This is a genomic window from Fulverythrobacter fulvus, assembly GCF_037154085.1.
Lineage (GTDB): Bacteria > Pseudomonadota > Alphaproteobacteria > Sphingomonadales > Sphingomonadaceae > Andeanibacterium > Andeanibacterium fulvum.
In genome coordinates this window covers 1,029,134-1,048,637 of record NZ_JBANRM010000001.1, presented here as the reverse complement: position 1 = coordinate 1,048,637, position 19,504 = coordinate 1,029,134, and the positions used below count along the sequence as shown (strand labels likewise).

17 protein-coding genes are annotated in these 19,504 nt (G+C 64.8%); 7 read left to right on the top strand and 10 right to left on the bottom strand.

Annotation, left to right across the window (positions count from 1 at the left end):
- Positions 1 to 67 precede the first annotated feature (67 nt).
- A complete protein-coding gene (locus WFP36_RS05105; protein ID WP_336978425.1) occupies positions 68 to 1,663 on the top strand; it encodes a phytoene desaturase family protein in 1,596 nt (531 codons plus the stop codon).
- Here WFP36_RS05105 and WFP36_RS05100 read toward each other — a convergent pair.
- Positions 1,660 to 2,184 (bottom strand): hypothetical protein, encoded by a 525-nt coding sequence (locus WFP36_RS05100; protein WP_336978423.1) that lies wholly within the window; start codon positions 2,182 to 2,184, stop codon positions 1,660 to 1,662. The genes WFP36_RS05105 and WFP36_RS05100 overlap by 4 nt on opposite strands.
- 408 nt (positions 2,185 to 2,592) lie before the next feature.
- Positions 2,593 to 3,873, bottom strand: a complete 1,281-nt coding sequence (locus WFP36_RS05095; RefSeq protein WP_336978421.1) for a metal-dependent hydrolase family protein — start codon at positions 3,871 to 3,873, stop codon at positions 2,593 to 2,595.
- Positions 3,874 to 4,025: 152 nt separating this feature from the next.
- Between WFP36_RS05095 and WFP36_RS05090 the strand changes: the two genes are divergently transcribed.
- Positions 4,026 to 5,045, top strand: a complete 1,020-nt coding sequence (locus WFP36_RS05090; RefSeq protein ID WP_336978419.1) for a hypothetical protein — start codon at positions 4,026 to 4,028, stop codon at positions 5,043 to 5,045.
- Positions 5,046 to 5,055: 10 nt separating this feature from the next.
- On the opposite strand, the gene WFP36_RS05085 is transcribed toward WFP36_RS05090, so the two are convergent.
- The 5 genes from WFP36_RS05085 to WFP36_RS05065 form a co-directional block, all read right to left on the bottom strand.
- On the bottom strand, positions 5,056 to 6,144 hold the full coding sequence (locus WFP36_RS05085) for an FUSC family protein (RefSeq protein WP_336978417.1): 1,089 nt from the start codon (positions 6,142 to 6,144) through the stop codon (positions 5,056 to 5,058).
- Positions 6,145 to 6,405: 261 nt separating this feature from the next.
- Positions 6,406 to 7,401, bottom strand: coding sequence for a dihydroxyacetone kinase subunit DhaK (gene dhaK, locus WFP36_RS05080; RefSeq protein WP_336978415.1), 996 nt, complete (start codon positions 7,399 to 7,401; stop codon positions 6,406 to 6,408).
- Between the two features lie 47 nt (positions 7,402 to 7,448).
- Positions 7,449 to 8,114: a dihydroxyacetone kinase subunit DhaL gene (gene dhaL / locus WFP36_RS05075; RefSeq protein ID WP_336978413.1), complete on the bottom strand. Its 666-nt coding sequence runs from the start codon at positions 8,112 to 8,114 to the stop codon at positions 7,449 to 7,451.
- A gap of 14 nt (positions 8,115 to 8,128) precedes the next feature.
- A complete protein-coding gene (locus tag WFP36_RS05070) occupies positions 8,129 to 8,854 on the bottom strand; it encodes an HAD-IA family hydrolase (RefSeq protein ID WP_336978411.1) in 726 nt (241 codons plus the stop codon).
- 12 nt (positions 8,855 to 8,866) lie between these two features.
- Positions 8,867 to 9,745, bottom strand: coding sequence for a class II fructose-bisphosphate aldolase (locus tag WFP36_RS05065; protein ID WP_054530495.1), 879 nt, complete (start codon positions 9,743 to 9,745; stop codon positions 8,867 to 8,869).
- Positions 9,746 to 10,050: 305 nt separating this feature from the next.
- Between WFP36_RS05065 and WFP36_RS05060 the strand changes: the two genes are divergently transcribed.
- Together WFP36_RS05060 and WFP36_RS05055 are read left to right on the top strand one after the other, a co-directional pair.
- Positions 10,051 to 10,536 (top strand): (2Fe-2S)-binding protein, encoded by a 486-nt coding sequence (locus tag WFP36_RS05060; RefSeq protein WP_336978408.1) that lies wholly within the window; start codon positions 10,051 to 10,053, stop codon positions 10,534 to 10,536.
- The gene (locus tag WFP36_RS05055) at positions 10,529 to 12,739 is read left to right on the top strand and encodes a xanthine dehydrogenase family protein molybdopterin-binding subunit (RefSeq protein ID WP_336978405.1); all 2,211 of its coding nucleotides are present in this window, start codon (positions 10,529 to 10,531) and stop codon (positions 12,737 to 12,739) included. The genes WFP36_RS05060 and WFP36_RS05055 overlap by 8 nt, the downstream gene beginning before the upstream one ends.
- 103 nt (positions 12,740 to 12,842) lie before the next feature.
- On the opposite strand, the gene WFP36_RS05050 is transcribed toward WFP36_RS05055, so the two are convergent.
- Both WFP36_RS05050 and WFP36_RS05045 read right to left on the bottom strand, forming a co-directional pair.
- Positions 12,843 to 13,439 carry a nucleotidyltransferase family protein gene (locus tag WFP36_RS05050; RefSeq protein WP_336978403.1) on the bottom strand — a complete coding sequence of 199 codons (597 nt, stop codon included), beginning with the start codon at positions 13,437 to 13,439 and terminating at the stop codon, positions 12,843 to 12,845.
- A complete protein-coding gene (locus WFP36_RS05045; RefSeq protein ID WP_336978401.1) occupies positions 13,436 to 14,311 on the bottom strand; it encodes an XdhC family protein in 876 nt (291 codons plus the stop codon). Before WFP36_RS05045 ends, WFP36_RS05050 begins: the two co-directional genes overlap by 4 nt.
- Before the next feature lie 86 nt (positions 14,312 to 14,397).
- On the opposite strand from WFP36_RS05045, the gene WFP36_RS05040 reads away from it, so the two are divergent.
- Positions 14,398 to 15,393, top strand: coding sequence for an ABC transporter substrate-binding protein (locus WFP36_RS05040; protein WP_336978399.1), 996 nt, complete (start codon positions 14,398 to 14,400; stop codon positions 15,391 to 15,393).
- A gap of 242 nt (positions 15,394 to 15,635) precedes the next feature.
- Here WFP36_RS05040 and WFP36_RS05035 read toward each other — a convergent pair whose 3' ends face one another.
- The gene (locus WFP36_RS05035; protein WP_336978397.1) at positions 15,636 to 17,093 is read right to left on the bottom strand and encodes an NAD-dependent succinate-semialdehyde dehydrogenase; all 1,458 of its coding nucleotides are present in this window, start codon (positions 17,091 to 17,093) and stop codon (positions 15,636 to 15,638) included.
- A 125-nt stretch (positions 17,094 to 17,218) separates the two neighbouring features.
- Between WFP36_RS05035 and WFP36_RS05030 the strand changes: the two genes are divergently transcribed.
- On the top strand, positions 17,219 to 18,253 hold the full coding sequence (locus WFP36_RS05030; protein ID WP_336978395.1) for an amidohydrolase family protein: 1,035 nt from the start codon (positions 17,219 to 17,221) through the stop codon (positions 18,251 to 18,253).
- A gap of 115 nt (positions 18,254 to 18,368) precedes the next feature.
- On the top strand, positions 18,369 to 19,493 hold the full coding sequence (locus WFP36_RS05025; protein WP_336978393.1) for a CaiB/BaiF CoA transferase family protein: 1,125 nt from the start codon (positions 18,369 to 18,371) through the stop codon (positions 19,491 to 19,493).
- The last annotated feature ends 11 nt before the right edge of the window (positions 19,494 to 19,504 follow it).

Here is a 19,504-nt window from a genome sequence, read left to right as displayed (position 1 = left end):
TTGCGGCTCGCCGAGTTTTCATCGGGACAGGCCCTCCCCCGGCCCCTCCCGTAAACGGGAGGGGAGCATGAAGTACGATGCCGTCATCATCGGTGCGGGCCATAATGGCCTGACCTGCGCCTTCTATCTCGCTCAGGCGGGGCTGAAGGTGCGCATTGTGGAACGGCGCAACGTGGTGGGCGGCGCGGCAGTGACCGAGGAGTTCCACCCCGGTTTCCGCAACTCGGTGGCCAGCTACACGGTCAGCCTGCTGCAGCCCAAGGTCATCCGCGACATGCGGCTGGAAGATCATGGCTATCGCGTGATCGAGCGGCCGATCTCCAATTTCCTGCCGCAGGAAGATGGAGGATACCTCAAGCTGGGCGGCGGGCTGGAGCGGACGCAGGCGGAGTTCCGCAAGTTCTCCGCCGCCGATGCCGAGACGCTGCCCGCCTATTACGACGCGCTGGAAACGGTCGCGGAAGTGCTGCGCGGCCTTGCGCTGAAGGCGCCGCCCAATGTCGGTGAAGGGTTCCGCACCCTGATCGACGGCGCGTTGCAGGGCAGGGGGCTGGCCAAGCTTTCCCTCAGCCAGAAGCGCGACGTGCTGGACCTGTTCACCAAGTCCGCCCGCAGCTTCCTGGATAGCTGGTTCGAGAGCGAGGCAGTGAAGGCCGCCTTCGGCTTCGACGCGGTGGTGGGCAATTACGCTTCGCCCGATACGCCAGGCAGCGCCTATGTGCTGCTGCACCACGTCTTTGGCGAAGTGAACGGCAAGAAGGGCGCATGGGGCCATTCGGTGGGCGGCATGGGCCAGATCACGCAGATCATGGCCAAGGTATGCGAAGCCTGCGGCGTGGAGATCAGCCTGGAAGCCCCGGTGGCGCAGGTGCTGGTGGATGGCGACAAGGCTGTTGGCGTGAAGCTGGTAAGCGGCGAGGAAATCGCCGCATCCCGTGTGATCGCCAATGTCGGGCCCAAGCTGCTCTATGACCGGCTGATTGCGCCTGCGGACCTTTCGGAAGAATATCGCCGCCGGATGCGGGGCTTCAAGGCCGGATCGGGCACTTTCCGCATGAATGTGGCCCTGTCCGAACTGCCGAACTTCACTTGCCTGCCGGGAGTTGGCGAGCATCACCAGTCCGGCATCATCCTGGCCCCGACGCTGGATTACATGGACGAGGCCTTCCTCGATGCGAAGCGTTATGGCTGGTCGAAAAAGCCGATCGTGGAAATGCTGATCCCCTCCACCGTGGATTCCACGCTGGCGCCGGAAGGACAGCATGTGGCCAGCCTGTTCTGCCAGCAATTCGCCCCCGAACTGCCCGATGGCCGCAGCTGGGACGACGAGCGCGAGGCGGCGGCCGACTGCATCATCGACACAGTGGAAGCCCATGCGCCCGGCTTCAAGGCCAGCGTCATTGCCCGGCAGATCCATGCGCCGCTCGACCTCGAACGCAAGTTCGGCCTGATCGGCGGCGACATCATGCATGGCAATATGAGCCTCGACCAATTGTGGTCGGCCCGGCCGGTGCTGGGCCACGGTTCCTATCGCGGGCCGATCAAGGGCCTCTATATGTGCGGTGCCGGCACTCATCCCGGCGGCGGCGTGACCGGCGCGCCCGGCCACAATTGCGCTCAGGTGGTGATCGGCGACAAGGGCGGATACGGGCGGTTCCTCTAATCGTCCGCCGCCACTGGAGCGCCGGGCAGCCCGGGCAAAGGTGACGCGCAAGCACCGGCGAAACCCTGTGACCTTTCGCCTCCGTCGCGAGGCGAAAGGGACGCCCGGTCGATCCGCGCCAGATGACCGAGAAGCGCGGAATTGTCGGCTGTGCGCATGGTGCCGACATGCTCGCCGCGATAGATCACCGGCCTGAGCAGGTCGAACAGCGCACGCTGCACGCGTTCCTCACCTGTGACCTTTCGCCGGGTGGCGTCTCGGACCTTGCCCAGCACCTTGTCCCACGCCGCGGCAAAGCTGCCCGCACCGGGCTTCGCGCGCAGGCGATAGGCCGTCTCCCGCGCCATCTTCACCCGGCGCGCCGCCTTGGCGACGCAGCGAGTGATGGCCAGCGCGGCAAGGAACGCCGCCTGCCTCCGGGGCGTCCACCCATCGGCACGGGCGCGCAGGGGCACGGGAGAGAAGGCCGGTACGCGGGCGTGGCGGGCACGGCGGGGCGATGTGCGGGAATAGTGCTTCATCCGCCAGTCTAGGGCAGATTTTGGCGATGTAGGAAAATGGTTTTTGGGGGTGGGAATGGGGAGTGCGTGTCTGCCCCAATTTCCAACCTCCGCTCATCCTGAGCTTGTCGAAGGATACGCGCTGTCATTTGCCCCACGGGCACTAACGCAAGCGTGGGTTGGCTCCGCACCCAGCCCAACCCTTTCCCGTGTCCTTCGACAAGCTCAGGATGAGCGGGTGTGGGTGCGTGGGTCGGGTTGGGTGGGGTGTTGAGGCACCAAGTTGCCCTCAGTCGTCATGCTGAACTTGTTTCAGCATCCATCTATCCCAACACGCTGCTGCTCAATTCGGAGAAATGGATCCTGAAACAAGTTCAGGATGACGGGCGTTGTTGAGTCTTCCCGCCTGCGGGGGGATGACGAACCAGCCTACTTATACCGCACGCCTTCCTTGATGACCCCGCTCACGCTTTCCAGCACCCGCACATCCTTCAGCGGATCGCCTTCCACCGCGATGATATCCGCCGATTTACCGGGCGCGATCGTGCCGAACTCGCCTTCCTTGCCCATCAGCGTCGCCGCATCCAGAGTGGCGGAGCGGATGGCCTGCAGCGGACTCATCCCCCATTGGACCATATAGGCGAACTGCCGCGCATTCATGCCGTGGGGATAGACGCCCGCGTCGGTGCCATAGCCGATCTTCACTCCCATCTTCACTGCCTTGGCGAAGCGTTCGCGCTGGGCAAGGGTGGTGTCGCGGTTCTTCTGCAGGGCTTCTTCCGGCCAGCCCTCGGCCGTGCCGGTCTCGTCGATATAATCGCCGTTGAACACGTCCATCACCAGCCAGACGCCCTTGTCCTTGGCCATTTGCAGCCCTTCATCGTCGATCAGGCTGGCATGTTCGATGGAATGGGCCCCGGCGCGGATCGCGGCCTTCAGCCCCTCGGCCCCATGGGCATGGGCCGTGGCATAGGAACCGTGGGCCTTGGCCACTTCCACCGCGGCGCGCATCTGGTCCTCGGTCAGTTCCGGGGCGTTGACGTCCGTATTGAGCGCCAGCACCGCGCCGGTGGCGATCAGTTTGAGGAAATCCACCCCGTGGTCGAACAGATATTCGGCCTTCGCCCGTGTTTCCTCCGGCGTGGAGGAGACGCCCAGCCGCATGTCGGGCGGCAGTTGATCGTTCGGCATCACGCCGTTCAGCTCGCCCCCGCCGCCCGGCGTGGTGATATAGCCGCCCGCCACCAGCATGCGCGGGCCGGGCACCCAGCGTGCGGCAATCGCATCGCGCAGGGCCACATCGGTCAGCCCGCGATAGGTGCCGACGTCGCGCACGGTGGTGAAGCCCGCGCGCAGGGTGGCCCATGCGTGGTTCGCCCCCAGCAGGGCCGTGGCCTGCGGCGAGGTCTTGATCGGGGCGGCGGTGTCCGCGCTTTCGGTCACGTCCGCCAGATGGGTGTGCAGGTCGATCAGGCCGGGCAGCACCGTATAGGCGCTCCAGTCCACTTTCTCTGCCCCGGCAGGCGTTGCGCCGCAGGCTTCGATCCGCACGATCTTGCCGCCATCGGTCAGGATGCACTGGCCGGAAAGCTCCTGCCCGCTTTCGACATCGAGCAGCTTGCCCGCCGCGACATAAAGCGGCTGCGCGGCGGCAGGCGAGGCGAGGAAGGGCAGGGCGGAAGCGGCAAGGGCCAGGATGCTGTGCTTCATGCGGGGAGGCTATCGCGAAGCGACGCTAAGGGCCAGTTATTTTACGAGTGTGCAACAATGCCGGGCTGCGACCATTTTAGACTTTGTCAAATGGGCTTGGCTCCCCCCGGTTTTCGGCTAAGCTCCCCGGCAAAACAAAAGGGGAGAGTGCCATGTCTGGCAGGACATTGGTTTCGATAGCGGCATTCGCTTGCCTTGCAGCGGGCGTTCCGGCCCTTGCGCAGCAGAGCGAGGAAGAAGTGGGCGTGCCCCCGGCGAAGCAGGCGGGGTGGAAAGTGCCGCGTACATCCTGGGGCGATCCGGACCTGCGCGGCATGTGGCCGCTCGATCTCGGCCGCACGCCGATGCAGCGGCCCGCCCGCTTCGGCACGCGCAAGCTGATGACCGAGGAGGAATTCCGCCAGGCCGACGATGCCGCCACCGAAATGCGCGGCCGCGCCGATCAGGAGGATGAGGCGAACAAGCTCGGCTCCGGCAACTGGTTCGAGAGCGGGCGCAGCCTGCGCCAGACCTCGCTGATCGTGGAGCCCGCCGATGGCCGCATCCATATGAACGAGGAAGGCAGGCGCCGCGCGGCGGGGATGAAAAGCAGCTGGTCCGAAAAGGAGTTCGACGGGCTGGACGATTTCAACTCGCTCGATCACTGCATCACGCGCGGCCTGCCTTCCAGCATGATCCCATTCCCCTACAATAATGGCGTGCGCATCTTCCAGTCGCCCGGCTATGTCGTGATCAATCTGGAACTGGTGCACGAAACGCGCATCATCCCGGTGGACGGCACGCCGCAATTGCCCGGCGCGCTGCGCCCGTGGCTCGGCTCTTCGCGCGGGCATTGGGATGGCGATACGCTGGTGGTGGAAACCCGCAATTTCAACGGCAAGGTGCCGATGGTGATCGTCGGCCCTTCCAACGAGCCGATCCCCACCAGCACATCCATGAGCATGGTGGAGCGTTTCACTCCCGTCTCGCCCGACCAGATCTATTACGAGGCCTGGATCGAGGACCCGGAAGTGCTGGCCCAGCCCTTCAAGATGGGCTTCCCCTGGCGGCGGGACGAGAGCTACCAGCCGTTCGAATATGCCTGCCACGAAGGCAATACGCTGGTGCGCGGCTATATCCTGTCCACCAGCCCACGCTATGCTGAATACCGCAAGGAGCGGGGCGGGGAGTAACGCCTCCCGCTCAGCGCCTCGGCGCCAGCTTGCCCAGCATGCGGCCCAGCCAGTGGCGCAGCGGATCGCTGTGCAGGCAGGCGCCGCCCGCCACGCCGATCACTGCGCCCAGCACCGTATCGGCGAAGCGGGCGATAATCAGCGGAGTGGCGCTCGTCTGGCCCAGCGTGGATGCTTCGGCCAGCAGGATCGCCAGCGGGGTGATGAACACGGCGGCCAGCGCGTAATGGCGCACGATGATCGTCTCCACGCAGAAGGTCAGCAGCGCGATGGCCAGGGCAAGATGCCACGGCTCGGTGATGAAGTGCAGCAGCAGCCACACTGCGCCCAGCCCGGCGAAGGTGCCGACGATGCGCTGCAATTGGCGTAGCCATACGGCGCGCAGGGTCGCGCCCTGCAGCACCGCGATGCAGCTGATCGGCACCCAATAGGGCTTGTCGAACCCCAGCAGTTCCGCAAGCCCGAGGGACAGGCCTACGAAGGCCGCCACGATCACTGCGGGCACCGCCACTTCGGCCATCAGATCGTCCGGCGCGGGTTGCAGCGGCAGGGGATCGCGGTGGCGCAGGATGTGCAGCGAGTAGAAGAAGGCGATGCACACCGCCCCGATGCTGCCCAGCGCGAAGACGCCCAGATGCTCCGGCAGCTCGGCCAGCGTGCCCGGCGCATAGGCGCCGATGGCGGCAGTCATCACGAAGAACAGCGGGCCGGGCGGACCGACCCGGTAATAGCGGCAGGCCATGGTCACGAGCAGCGCCACTGCCGTAATCAGCGGCGCGCGCATGGCGGGCACCACATGGCCGATCTGCCCGAAGGCATAGCAGGCGATCATCGCGCAGGCGGCGGACATCACGGCCACCATTCGCAGGTCCAGCCGTGTGCGGGGCAGATAGACGATGGTCATCGCCCCGATGGAAGCCAGCGCACCAAAGCCGATCTGCCCGATCAGCGCCCCCACCAGCACCGGCAGGCCTGAGGCAAGCGCAATGGCGAAAGGCAGTTCCCACGGCCTGTCACTCTCCCGCCCGGCGAATACGTCCGCGAACTCACGACGCAGGAGCGAGGGGAGGGATGGGCGCTGGGTTGCAGGATCGGGCATTGGGGGTGGTTTATGCGGGAAGGGTGCCGGGGTCCATGGGCAGCCGTCCTTCTCCCGCTCGTGCTGAGCCTGTCGAAGGACGCGCGCCAGGGTTTGCCCAATCAAACGGATATTGGGCGGGCGGTTTCCTGCGTCCTTCGACAGGCTCAGGACGAACGGATGTTGGGTCCTTGCGTCATCAACCCCGCCTACCGCCCGCCCCAAACGAAAAACGCCCCGAGGTTTCCCCCGGGGCGCTTTGCTTTCAGCCTGTGGGCTGGATCAGAAGATGCGCACGGCCACTTCGGCGGGGGCGTCGAGATATTCTTCGAGCTGGCCGTCGAGCTTGAGCAGGGTCAGCGAGGCGCCGGCCATTTCGAGGCTGGTGCAATATTCGCCGACATAGTTGCGGACCACGGTCAGGCCAGCCTGCTCGGCACGCTCATGCGCGCGGGCATAGAGCACGTAGAGTTCGCTGATCGGCGTGCCGCCCAGGCCGTTGATCATCAGGGCCACGCGGTCGCCCGACTTGTAGGGCAGATCCTGCGCCACGGCGTCGAACAATTCGTCGGTGATGGCGTCGGCGTTCTTGATCTTGTCGCGGCGGCGGCCGGGTTCGCCATGGATGCCGATGCCGACTTCCATTTCATCGTCGCCGATTTCGAAGATCGCGGTGCCCTTTGCCGGGGGAATGCAGCTGGTCAGCGCAACGCCCATGGTGCGGACATTGGCGTTCACCTTTTCGGCAACGGCCAGCACGGTGTCGAGATCGGCACCGGCTTCGGCGGCGGCGCCGCAGGCCTTGATGACGAAGAAGTTGCCGGCCACGCCGCGGCGGCCCACGGTGTAGAGGCTGTCTTCCACCGAGACGTCATCGTTGATGATGAACTGCTTGACCTTGATGCCTTCGGCTTCGGCCATTTCGCAGGCCATGTCCCATGCCATGCGGTCGCCCTGGTAGTTGTTCACCAGCACCAGCACGCCCGCATCGGTGGCAACCGACTTGATCGTTTCATAGCATGCGTCCACCGGCGGAGCGGCGAAGACGGGGCCCTGGCACGCGGCCGAGAGCATGCCCGGGCCGACGGCCATGATATGCGCCGGTTCGTGGCCCGAGCCCGAACCCTGAACGACCGAAACCTTGTTTTCCGCCGGGCGGTCCGTGCGCTTGATCAGCTGGAATTCGGGGATGAATTCGAGCAGGCCCGGATTGGCCAGCAGCACGCCCTTCATGAATTCGGGCACGAAGTTGGCGGGTTCATTGACGAATTTCTTCATGAGATATTCCTCTCCGTGGAATAGACGAACAATTTGAGTGGTTTGGATCAGCGGTTCAGTTCGGCGGCGGTGGGGGTGTAGTCCACGCCGTAATGCTTGCACCAGTCCAGCAGGATGGTGGCGACGCCGACGATGCCCGGATCGGGAGTGTTGGCGCTACGCTCGCCCACCTGGCTGGCGCGGCCGCGATGGGCCACCAGATTGCGGGTTTCGTCGATCGCCTTGTCGGCCACTTCGGTCACGGCCTTGAGCGTGGCGGCTGCGTCGCCAGTGGGGGCCAGTTCCTTCATCGTCTCGGCAATCGGGATCAGCGCGTCGAGCAGGGTCTTGTCGCCCAGCTTGGCGCCGCCGCGGGCCATGATGCCTTCAACCGCTGCATTGACCATCGCGGCCAGCTCTTCCAGCGTCACGCTGGTCTTGTCCTTGCTGGCCATGCCGGCCTTCATGAAGCCGGTGCCCCAGATCGGGCCGGAGCTGCCGCCGACATGCTTGGAACAGAGCATGCTGATCTTGAGCAGCATGGCGCCGATGGCGCTCTTGTCCAGGGTCGGCAGGTCGGCCTTGATCACCTTGAAGCCAGTGGCCAGCGAGGTGCCGAAATCGCCGTCGCCGGCAAGGCCGTCGAGGTCCGAGAAATAGATTTCGTTACGGATGACCGTGTCGGACGCGACGTCGATTGCCTTTTCAATCTGCTCGATCGTGATTTCCGTCATGTTTCCTTCTCCCCTCAGGCGGCGGCCTGTGCGGCCAGCCGGCCCAGGTCTTCAATGGTGATGTTGATGTTCGGCGCGTCGCCCAGTTCGGGCACGACCTTCGCCGCTTCGGTGAAATCTTCTTCCATCGTATAGGTGCTGGTGGTGATCAGCGTGGGCAGGCCCGCGCCGGTCGCGGCCAGCAACCCGTTGCGGCTGTCTTCGATCACCACGCAATCGCCGGCCGGAAGGCCCAGCGTTTCCAGCGCCAGCAGATAGATGTCGGGCGCGGGCTTCTTCTTGGCCACTACATCGCCTGCATGGACGAATTCGAAGGCAGCCTTGCGCTCGGCCCCGAACAGGTCGAGCACCGCGTCGATGAACTTGGGGTTCGACGTGGTGCACACGCCCAGGCGCACGCCCGCTTCGATGGCTTCGTCCACGATGCGCAGGATGCCGGGGCGAACCGGCAGTTCCGTCACGATTTCGGAAGTGATGCGCGTCTTCGTCTTGTGCAGATCGATGATCAGCGCGTCCTTCGCCTCATCCGTATCGGCGCCTTCGGGCCAGCCGAATTCGTCGAAATAGGCGCGCATGCGTTCCTTGCCGCCAGCAACCAGCAGCAGGCGGCCATAGAGATCGACATCCCATTCGGCGTCGATGCCATGTTCGGCGAAAGCGCGGTTGAAGCCGACGCGGTGGGCGTCACGCTCGGTATCGACGAGAACGCCGTCGCAATCGAAAATCAGTGCCTTGACCATGTCCGACTATCCTCAGCCCAGGGTGGAGAGGAATTCGGAACCGCGGCCCTTGCCGCCGAACTTCTCGATGAAGCCGCCGAACATCGTCTTGCAGGCCTGATACTGCGCATCCATCACGCGCAGCGGTTCGAAATCGGTCGGCTTGGCGGTGTGGTAATCGACGAAGCTCTGCACCCAGACGTGCTTGAGATTGGTCGAGATGTTCACCTTGGCCGCGCCGCGTTCAATCGCCTTGGCGAAGGTTTCGTCGGACAGGCCGGTGCCGCCATGCAGCGCCATCGGGGTCTTGGTCAAGCTGTTGATCGCGGCAATGCGATCGAAGTCCACTACGGGCTCGCCCTTGTAATAGCCATGGGCGGTGCCGACGGCGCAGGCAAAGGCCGACAGGTCGAGCGCGGCGCAGAAGCGTTCCGCATCGGCGGGGTCGGTCAGGACCGAATCGGCCTCGTCCACCACCATGTCGTCTTCGACGCCCATGATCTGGCCCAGTTCGGCTTCCATGCCCACGCCGTACTTCTCGGCGATCTCGCGAACCTTGAGCGATTCTTCCAGGTTCTGTTCGAAGGGCAGTTCCGATGCGTCGATCATGATCGAGGTCCAGCCCGCCTTGGCGCAGGCTTCGATCATCGGGATGTCCTTGCAGTGATCAAGATGCAGAACCACCGGCACGGGCGAATCCTCAGCCACGGTGCGCACCCAGCTCACGATTTCCTTGTGGCTGAAATATTTGATGGTCTTGGCGGAGGTCTGGCAGATCACCGGGGCGTTCAGCTCCTCGGCGGCCTTCACCATCGCCTTGGTGGTGTTGTAGTCCACGAGATTGAAAGCGGCGACCGCATAGCCATTGTCCATCGCATGGCGGAGCAACGGCTTCATGTTCACCAGGGGCATTCGGGTGTCTCCCTACAGATTTGCAAAGCTTCTTGGCGCGCACAGACAGGCGATTCGCGCCGGCCTTGTTAGCCGGAATGGGTGCCTGCTGTCTCGTATTGCCGCCCAGTGGTTGATTGAGTCCGCTTTGTCCAGACTCTAAGGGCGGGGGCAAAGCGGCAGGCGTTCCGGATCGGCATCTTGTGTTGCAGCATCGTGGAACGTTGCTAGTCTGAATTCGTTACCGCTGTGAGGGCTTTTGCACGCCCGCGCGGCAGGGCGCTGTCCGGCTCGGGGGCCGGCCGCCGTTTCTAGGGAGAAGCAAAATGGCCGTTAAGGTCAAGATCAATGGGGAAGTGCGCGAGATCGACGCGCCCGAGGACATGCCGCTGCTGTGGGCATTGCGGCAGGAACTGGGCATGGTCGGCACCAAGTTCGGCTGCGGCAAGGCCCTGTGCGGTGCCTGCACCGTGCATGTCGACGGCGTCGCCACGCGTTCCTGCTCCACGCCCATCGGCTCCATCGGCGAAGGCGAAGTCACCACGATCGAGGCCCTGGGCCAGACCGATCTGGGCCGCGCCCTGCAGGAAGCATGGCTTGAAGAAGACGTGATGCAGTGCGGCTATTGCCAGGCCGGCCAGCTGATGAGCGCCACCGCGCTGCTGCTGCGCAATCCCGAGCCCAGCGCCCGCCAGATCGACGCGGCGATGAGCGGCAATATCTGCCGCTGCGCCTGCTACACCCGCATCAAGTCCGCGATCACCCAGGTGGCTGAGAGCGGCGTTGCCAAGAAGGGAAAAGCCAATGCCTGAGGCCATCGCTCTTTCCCGCCGCACTCTGCTGAAGGCCAGCGTCCTTTCCGGCGGCGGCCTGGCGCTGAGCGCCGCGATCCCGATGGTGGCCCGCGCGGCCGCCGTCACTGGCGAGGCGCAGGGCACCCTGAACGCCTTCGTCACCATCGCGGCTGACAACACCATCACCATTGTCGGCAAGAACCCCGAGATCGGCCAGGGCATCAAGACCATGCTGCCCATGCTGATCGCGGACGAGATGGACGCCGACTGGGATCAGGTGAAGATCGTCCAGGGCGATACGGACGCCGCCAAATACGGCCCGCAGCTGGCCGGCGGCAGCTTCGCCACGCCGATGAACTGGTTCCCGATGCGTCAGGTTGGTGCAGGGGCCCGGCAGATGCTGCTCGCGGCCGCCTCGCGCCGCTGGGGCATCGACAGTGCCAAGCTCACCACCAAGCTGGGCAAGGTGATCGATCCCGCTTCCGGCCGTTCGCTGACCTATGGCGAACTGGCGAGCGATGCGGCGACGGTCGCCGTGCCGGACCTGTCCAAGGTTCCGCTCAAGAACCCCAAGGACTTCCACATCATCGGCCGTGCTATCGGCGGGATCGACAGCCCGAAGATCGTGAAGGGGGAGCCGATCTTCGGCGTGGATACCCAGCTTCCGGGCATGGTCTATGCCGCGTTCGAGCGTTCGCCCGTCTTCGGGGCGAAGCTGGTTTCGGCGAATCTCGATGCGGTGAAGAGCCAGCCGGGCGTGATCGATGCCTTCATCGTGAAGGGCAACGGCAATGCCGAACAGCTCGTCGATGGCGTGGCGGTGATCGCCAAGAACTGGTGGCTGGCCGATCAGGCGCGCCAGAAGCTGGAGATCGAATGGGACAATGGCGAATGGGCCAGCCACTCGACCAAGGGGTATGATGCCACTGCACGCCAGCTGATGGCCGATGGCAAGCCGCAGGAAACCCTTGCCAGCCATGGCGATGTAGATGCGGCCTTCGCTTCGGCGGCCAAGGTGCTGGATGCGGAATATTCCTATCCCTTCCTTGCCCACGTGCCGATGGAGCCGATGAACTGCACCGCCCTGTGCCACGAAGACGGCGCAATGGAGATGTGGGCCCCTTCGCAAACGCCGCAGGGCGGGCAGACGGGCGTGGCCCAGATGCTGGGCCTCACTCCCGACAAGGTGAAGGTCCACATCACCCGCATGGGCGGCGGCTTTGGGCGGCGCCTGACCAATGATTACATGCATCAGGTCGCGGCCATCGCGAAGCAGATGCCCGGCAAGCCGGTGCAGCTGATCTGGAGCCGCGAGGACGACGTCCGCAGCGACTTCTATCGCCCGGCGGGCTGGCACCGCCTGCGCGCGGCGCTGGACGAGAAGGGCAAGCTGATCGGCTATGACGATCACTTCATCACCTTCGATATCCCCGGCCCGGGCGCATATAATCCCGCCGCCATGTCGAAGGACGAGTTCCCGGCGAAGTTCGTGCCCAATCTGCATTATGCGCAGACCAAGCTGCAGACCCGTGTGCCGATGGGGGCCCTGCGTGCGCCGACGTCCAACGCCATGGCCTTCGTGATGCAGAGCTTCCTCGACGAGGTGGCGCAGGCATCGGGCAAGGATCTGCCGACCCTGCTGCTGGAAATCGTCGACGGAGCCGAGAAGGAACCGGATTCGATGGGCTTCACCGGCCCGCAGCCCGGCTTCAATCCGGGCCGCCTGCGTGCGGTGACCAAGAAGGCGCTGGAAATGTCCGGCTGGGGCAAGACCATGCCTGCCGGCCATGCGCTGGGCTTCGGCTATTATTACAGCCATATGGGCTATTTCGCCGAAGTGGTGGAAGCCAGCCTCGAAGGCGGCCGTATCACCGTCCACAATGTGTGGGCGGCAGGTGACGTGGGCAGCCAGATCATCAATCCGCATGGCGCGCTGAACCAGGTGCAGGGCTCGATCATCGACGGGATCGGCCAGGCGCTGGCCCTTGCGATCGAGATCGAAGGCGGCGCGGTCAAGCAGTCCAACTTCCACGATTACCCGATCCCGCGCATGCCCGTGACGCCGAAGATCGAGGTGGAATTCGTGAAGAGCGACAATTCGCCCACCGGCCTTGGCGAACCGGCCCTGCCGCCGGTGATCCCGGCCCTGACCAATGCGCTGGCCGCCCTGACGGGCAAGCGCATCCGCAGCCTGCCGATCGACGTGAAGCAGCTGGTCTGATGAAAACACGCCTCCTCGCCCTTGCGAGGAGGCAGAGCCGACGAAGCAATCCAGGGGCCCACGCGTTGGGTTCTGGATTGCTTCGCTCCGCTCGCAATGACGACTAGCCGGGCGGGCGAGTATCCGCCGCCAGTGCCTCAAGCTCAGCCACCGTATCGACATCGCGCAATTCGTGCGGATCGATGTCCAGCACCGCAACATCGCCAGACCGCAGCAGCGCACCCGCACCCTTGTCGCCGCCAAGCGCGGCGAGGGCGGGAAAGCTGGTTGCCGGGAAACAGGCGGGAATGCCGGGGTGGCCGTCCGGATGGCGCACGCAGGCGGGGGCATTGCCACATGCCTCGATCAGTGCCGCCAGCGTTGCAGCGGTAACCAGCGGCATGTCCGCCGCGAGCAGCAGCAGCCTGTCTGCCCCGGCCTCCCTGGCATGGCCCGCCGCAAGCGCGACCGAGGTGCCGAGCCCTTCCTGAGCCAACGGATTGACGATCGGCACGGCCAGCCCTTCGGCGGCGGCTTCCCGTGCGAAAGCGGGGGCATCCTCGCTCACCACCACCAGCGGCATCCCCCGGCCCAAGGACAGCGCGGCGTCGAGCGCATGGCGGCCCAGTCGCTTGCCCGCCAGCATCGCATCCAGCTTGCCGCCGCCGAAACGCCGTGCGCTTCCGGCCGCCAGCAGCGCGATGGCAAGCTGCCCGCTCATGAGTGCGGGTGCAGCGCCTCATAGGCGCCGACCACATCCGCCAGGACGGACAAGGCCAGCACGGAGGAATCGCGCGCCCGGGGGATCAGGCCGACCGGGCTGCGCAGCCGGGCGAGTGCCTCCTCTTCCACGCCCCCGGCCTTCAATCGCTCCAGCCGGGCCATGCGCGCCGGGGCGCCGCCCTGTGCGCCGACATAGAAGGCATCGGTGGTCAGTGCCCATTTGAGCAGGGCATATTCCCACTCGTGATCGTGGAACAGCAGCAGGATCGCGGTCCACGGATCGGCGGCCCATGTGCCGTCCAGCAGGTCCGCCGGCACCTTGTCGAGCGAGAGGTGATTGCCCGCCTCGCGCCATTCCGCCTCGATCCCCTGTGTCTGCGCCAGCTTCACCAACGCGGAACATTCGGACCCCGCGCCCAGCACCAGCAGGCGCAGCGGTGGCATGTAGTGGCGGGTTCGCAGGAAGGCGGGATCAGCGTCAGCGGGCAGGGGCAGTGCCAGTTCGGCAGCCTCCCGTTCTGCCAGAGTTGCCATGCAGTCCTGCAGTGCCGCCCGGTCAGGCGCAGGCTCGATCAAGATGTCGAGGCCGGAACCGCAGGGCAGGCGGAAATCGATGAAGGGCGATCCCTTGCCATAGCGCAGCAACCGGGCGCCGCCGTTGCTGCCGCTCGCTTCCATGGCTTCGATAGCCTGATTGGCGAGTTCGGCATTCAGGCAATTGTCCGCCAGATCGCCTGCAATGGTTCCGTCCGGGGCCACGGCCAGTTGCGCCCCATTGCGGCGCGAAAAGCTGCCGTCGATTGCCACGATAGTGCACAGGGCGGCAGGCTGGTCCGCCGCGAAGGCGAGGGCATCATGATCGCTGGACATGGTGCCCAAAGCGATAGTTCCCCCAAGGGGTTCCCGCTACCGCCAATTGCATTCATAGTCCCTCGCGGGAGGAAAAGGGGGAGGTTATGAGGATGTTCACACGCAGGATTGCCCTTGCGGCAATGATGGCGGCCGCTGCTCTGGCCGCGCCGGTGCAGGCGAAGGATAATCCCGGCCCGATCGCGATCCACGGCAACAAGCAGACCTTCGAGATCGCGCCGGTGCTGCTTGCGGCGGAGAAATATTATCCGGGCGAAGCCAGTGTGAAGATGGGCGGTATCCCCAATCTGGTGGGCGAGCCGATCATTCCCGGTTTTGGCGAGGAAGGCGTGGCCGATGTCGCCACCCATGCCGAGACGCAGGCCCTGCGCTATTCCGTGCGCCACCCGGATCTGCGGATCATCCTGAATGTCAGCCAGGGGCTTTACCGGATCGTCGCCCGCCGTTCGGCCGGGATCGAGGAAGTTGCCGATTTGAAGGGCAAGCGCATCGTCACGGTCGCGCCCACTTCGGCCGGCTATTTCCTCCAGCGCATGTTGCAGACTGCCGGGCTGAGCTTCGCCGATGTCGAGATCGTGGGGCTGCAGCCCGGAACGCCGCTTTCCGCCATGCCCCTCATGCTGGACGCGGGCGAGGTCGACGCAGTGGTGATCTGGGAACCGGAAAGCGAGAACGCCGCCCTCGTGCTGGGCGATGACCTGACCGAGTTCCATGGCGACGGCGTCTATGCCGAATATTTCAATCTCAACAGCACGGCAGCCAATCTCGCCGATCCGGCCAAGCGGGCCAAAACTGTCGCTTTCGTGCGCGCGGTGATGGAGGCGGCCGGGGAAGTGCGGCGCGATCCGGCCGAGGCGAAGAAACTGGTGGAGGCAGCCAGCAGCTTTCCCGCCGATCAGGTGGAGCGTAGCTGGAAGCACCACGCCTTCACGGCAAGCTATCCCGCCGACATGCTCGACGTGCTGGTGGCGGAGGAACAATGGCTTGCCGCGCAGGACAAGCGCCCTGCGCGCAGCCGCGAGGAACTGGCGAAGCTGATCGATACGAGCGTGTATGAGGAAGCGATGGCGCTGGGGCGGTAAGGAGGCCGAATCCGGCCTCCCTTCCCCAAAACTATCGCTACTTCCGTTCGTCCTGAGCCTGTCGAAGGACAGGGGCAGCCGTTTGCCCGACGAACCGCTCCACCGCCCGCGTAACGAGGGGGGGGGGGCTCATGTTCAGTCCAAACCCAGAATATACGTCTCGCGTGTCCTTCGACAGGCTCAGGATGAACGGAGGTTGGAGGGCTGTTTATGGGACTGTGTCGGCAATCGGCCCAAGGTCCTCAAAGCCCGCCTTGCGCCACATATTTGAGGTTCAGATATTCCATCAGCCCGTGGAGTGAACCCTCGCGGCCCATGCCGGACATCTTGATCCCGCCGAAGGGCGTGCAGGGCAGGGAGATGACGGCATTGTTCACGCCCACCATGCCGGTCTGCAGGCCGCGGCTGGCGCGGGCGATGGTCGCGGCGTCCTGTGCGCAGACATAGGAACACAGGCCGAAGGGCGTGTCATTGGCCATGGCCACGCCTTCTTCCAGCGTGTCGAAGGCGATGATGCCCGCCAGCGGCCCGAAGGTTTCTTCCCGTGTCAGCAGGGCGTCGCGCGCCACGCCTGCCACCAGTGCGGGCTGGGCGAGGCGGCTGTTGGCCGTGCCGCCGCCCGCCAGCAGATGCCCGCCGCGTTCCAGCGCGTCCTGCAAATGGCGGTCCACCTTGGCCACGGCGCGTTCGTCGATCAGCGGGCCGAGATCGGTCTCCTCGGCAAAGCCGTCACCGGGGCGCAGGGCTTCGATCTTGGCCTTGAAGGCGGCCAGGAAGCGGTCGAGAATGCCGCTTTGCACATAGATGCGGTTGGCCGCGATGCAGGTCTGCCCGGAATTGCGGAACTTGGCGATCATCGCGGTTTCGATGGCGATGTCGAGGTCGGCATCGTCGAACACCAGCAGCGGGGCATTGCCGCCCAGCTCAAGGCTCATGCGCTTGACCGTGGGGGCGCAGGCGGCGGCCAGCATCGCACCCACGGCAGTGGAACCAGTGAAGGAGAGCTTGCGCACCACCGGCGATCCGGTCAGCACTTCGCCCACCTGCTGCGCATTGCCGGTCACGATGCTGAGCGCCCCCTTGGGCACGCCTGCCTCCAGCGCCAGCCGCGCGATGGCGAGGGCGGAGAAGGGCGTCAGGTCGGCGGGCTTGGCCACCACGGTGCAGCCCGCCGCCAGTGCTGGGCCGAGCTTGCGCGCCAGCATGGCGAAGGGGAAGTTCCACGGCGTGATCGCGGCGCAGACGCCTACGGGCTCGTAATCCACGGTGAAGCGCTTGCTCGGCAGGGGGGAGGGGATGATCTCGCCCAGGGCGGTATCGGCATGGTCGGCATAGAACTTGATATAGCCCGCGCCATTGTCGATCTCGGCCCGCGCCTCGCGGATGGGCTTGCCGTTCTCGCGCGTGATGATGCGGGCAAGGTCTTCGCGGTTGGCCAGGATCAGATCGTGCCAGCGGTTGAGTATCCTGCCGCGCTCCGTCGCGGGGCGGGCGGCCCAGCCGGGCAGGGCATCGGCGGCGGAATCCACGGCCTGCTGCACCTGCGCCTGATCGAGCGAGGGGACTTCGCCGATCACTTCCAGAGCATAGGGATCGTCCACCGGGATGGGCGCGGCATTGCCCCGCTGCCATTCGCCGCCGACCAGCGCCTCCTCGATCAGCAGGTCTGCATTGTCGAGTTTACCGCGCGTCGCGTTCATGGGCCTCTCCAGCTCCGTGTAGTGTCAGGCGTCGGGTCTAGCCCTTTGGCGGCAGCGCATAAAGGCCCGTTGCGCTTCGCCGTGCAGTGCCCATAAGTGGTGCGCGAAAGAGGAGAGGAAATCCAATGGCCAAGATCCGCAAGATTGCCACCGAAGAAGCATGGTCGATTCCCGAAGTCGCCGAAGAACTGAGGAAGGTCGCCAATTCGCCCACGCAGAGCCTCGACAAGCTGCTGGTGAAGGGCATCTACGACGCGCCCGCCGACACCAGCGGTTATGGCAAGCTCGATTTCCTCACCGGCCTTACGGATATCGAACAGCACCGCCTGCCGCAGATGGACGAATATGGCGTGGACATGCACCTGCTGGCGCTCACCGCGCCGGGCGTGCAGATGTTCGATGCCGATACGGCGATGGACCTAGCCCGGCTCGCGAATGACCGGCTGGCGGAAGTCTGCCGCAAATGGCCCACGCGCTTTGCGGGCCTTGCCAGCTTCGCCCCGCACAGCCCGAAGCGCGCCGCGAAGGAGATGGAGCGCGCGGTCAACGAGTTGGGCCTCAACGGCTTCATGATCAACAGCCACACCAATGGCGAATATCTCGACGATCCGAAGTTCTGGCCGATCCTCGAAGCGGCGGAGGCGCTGGATCGCTGCATCTACATCCACCCGCGCGCGGCCAGCGATACGCTGAAGGGCCCGTTGCAGGATTATGGCATGGACAGCGCCATGTGGGGCTATGGCGTGGAAGTGGGCACCCATGCGGTGCGCATGATGGCTGGCGGCGTGTTCGATGCATTCCCCAAGCTGAAGATCTGCATCGGCCATATGGGCGAAGCGGTGCCGTTCTGGATCTGGCGCATCAACTTCATGAACAGTCGCGCACAGGTGGTCGGCCGGGCGAAGAAGACCGGACGCAGCATGGCGGAATATTTCCAGGACAATTTCGTCATCACCACCAGCGGCGTGGAAGACCCGCTGGCCCTGCGCTATTCCATCGACAAGCTGGGCATCAACAATGTGATGTGGGCCATCGATTATCCCTATCAGCCGCAGCAGCCGGCCGTGGACTTCATCGACAACTTCCCCTGCACCGAGGAAGAGATGCATGCACTGTGCCACGGCAATGCGGAGCGGATTTTCCATATCGATCCGCTTTGAAGTTCCGGGCTTGCCTGAATCGTCATTGCGAGCGAAGCGAAGCAATCCAGGGCGCAACGCGTGACGCTTTGGATTGCTTCGGGGCTTCGCCCCTCGCAATGACGAGGTTTACTGAATGACCAGACCCGCGCCGCTTGAAGGCATCAAGGTAGTCGAACTCGCCCGCGTTCTTGCCGGGCCGTGGGCCGGGCAGATTTTCGCCGATCTCGGCGCGGAAGTGGTGAAAGTGGAAAGCCCGCAGGGCGACGATACGCGCGACTGGGGGCCGCCCTTCATCGAGAATGCCGATGGCACCAAGGATGCCGGCTATTTCCATTCTGCCAATCGCGGCAAGCGCTCGGTCACGGCCGATTACCACAAGGCGGAAGACCTCGAGATGGTGCTCGGCCTGATCCGCGAGGCGGATGTGGTGATCGAGAATTTCAAGCTGGGCGGGCTGAAGAAATACGGCCTCGATTACGAGAGCCTCAGCAAGATCAATCCGCGCCTCGTCTATTGCTCGATCACCGGCTTTGGCCAGACCGGCCCCTATGCTCCGCGCCCCGGCTATGATTTCATCATTCAGGGCATGAGCGGGATCATGGACCTGTCGGGCCTGCCGGACGGTCCGCCGACCAAGATCGGCGTTGCCTATGCCGATATCATGACCGGGCTCTATGCCGTGATCGGCATCCAGGCCGCGCTCCACCAGCGCCAGCATACCGGCAGGGGCCAGCATGTGGACCTTGCCCTGTTCGATGTGATGGTGGGCACCATGGCCAATCAGGCGATGAATTACCTCATCACCGGCAATGCGCCGCACCGTATCGGGATGAGCCATCCCAATATCGTGCCCTATGACGGTTTCCCCACCAGCGATGGCTGGGTGATCGTGGCCGTGGGCAACGACACGCAATTCGCGCGCTTTGCCGAAGTGCTCGGGCTGGAAGTGCGGCCGGAATGGCAGACCAATCCGGAACGCGTGGCTCACCGCGCCACTCTGGTGCCGCTGATCATCGAGAAGACCCGGCAATGGAACCGGGACGCCTTGCTGGCCGCGCTGGAACAGCACGGCATCCCGGTCGGCCCGATCCACGATGTGGGCGAAGCCCTGCGCGATCCGCAGATCGAGGCGCGCGGCATGGTGCTGGATATGGAGCGGCCTGACGGCACCCATATTCCGGGCCTGCGCACTCCGATCGTGTTTTCCGACGCGGACCTCGCGCTGGGCAAGCCTTCGCCCATGCTCGGGGAGGGGTAGGTACCTGTTCG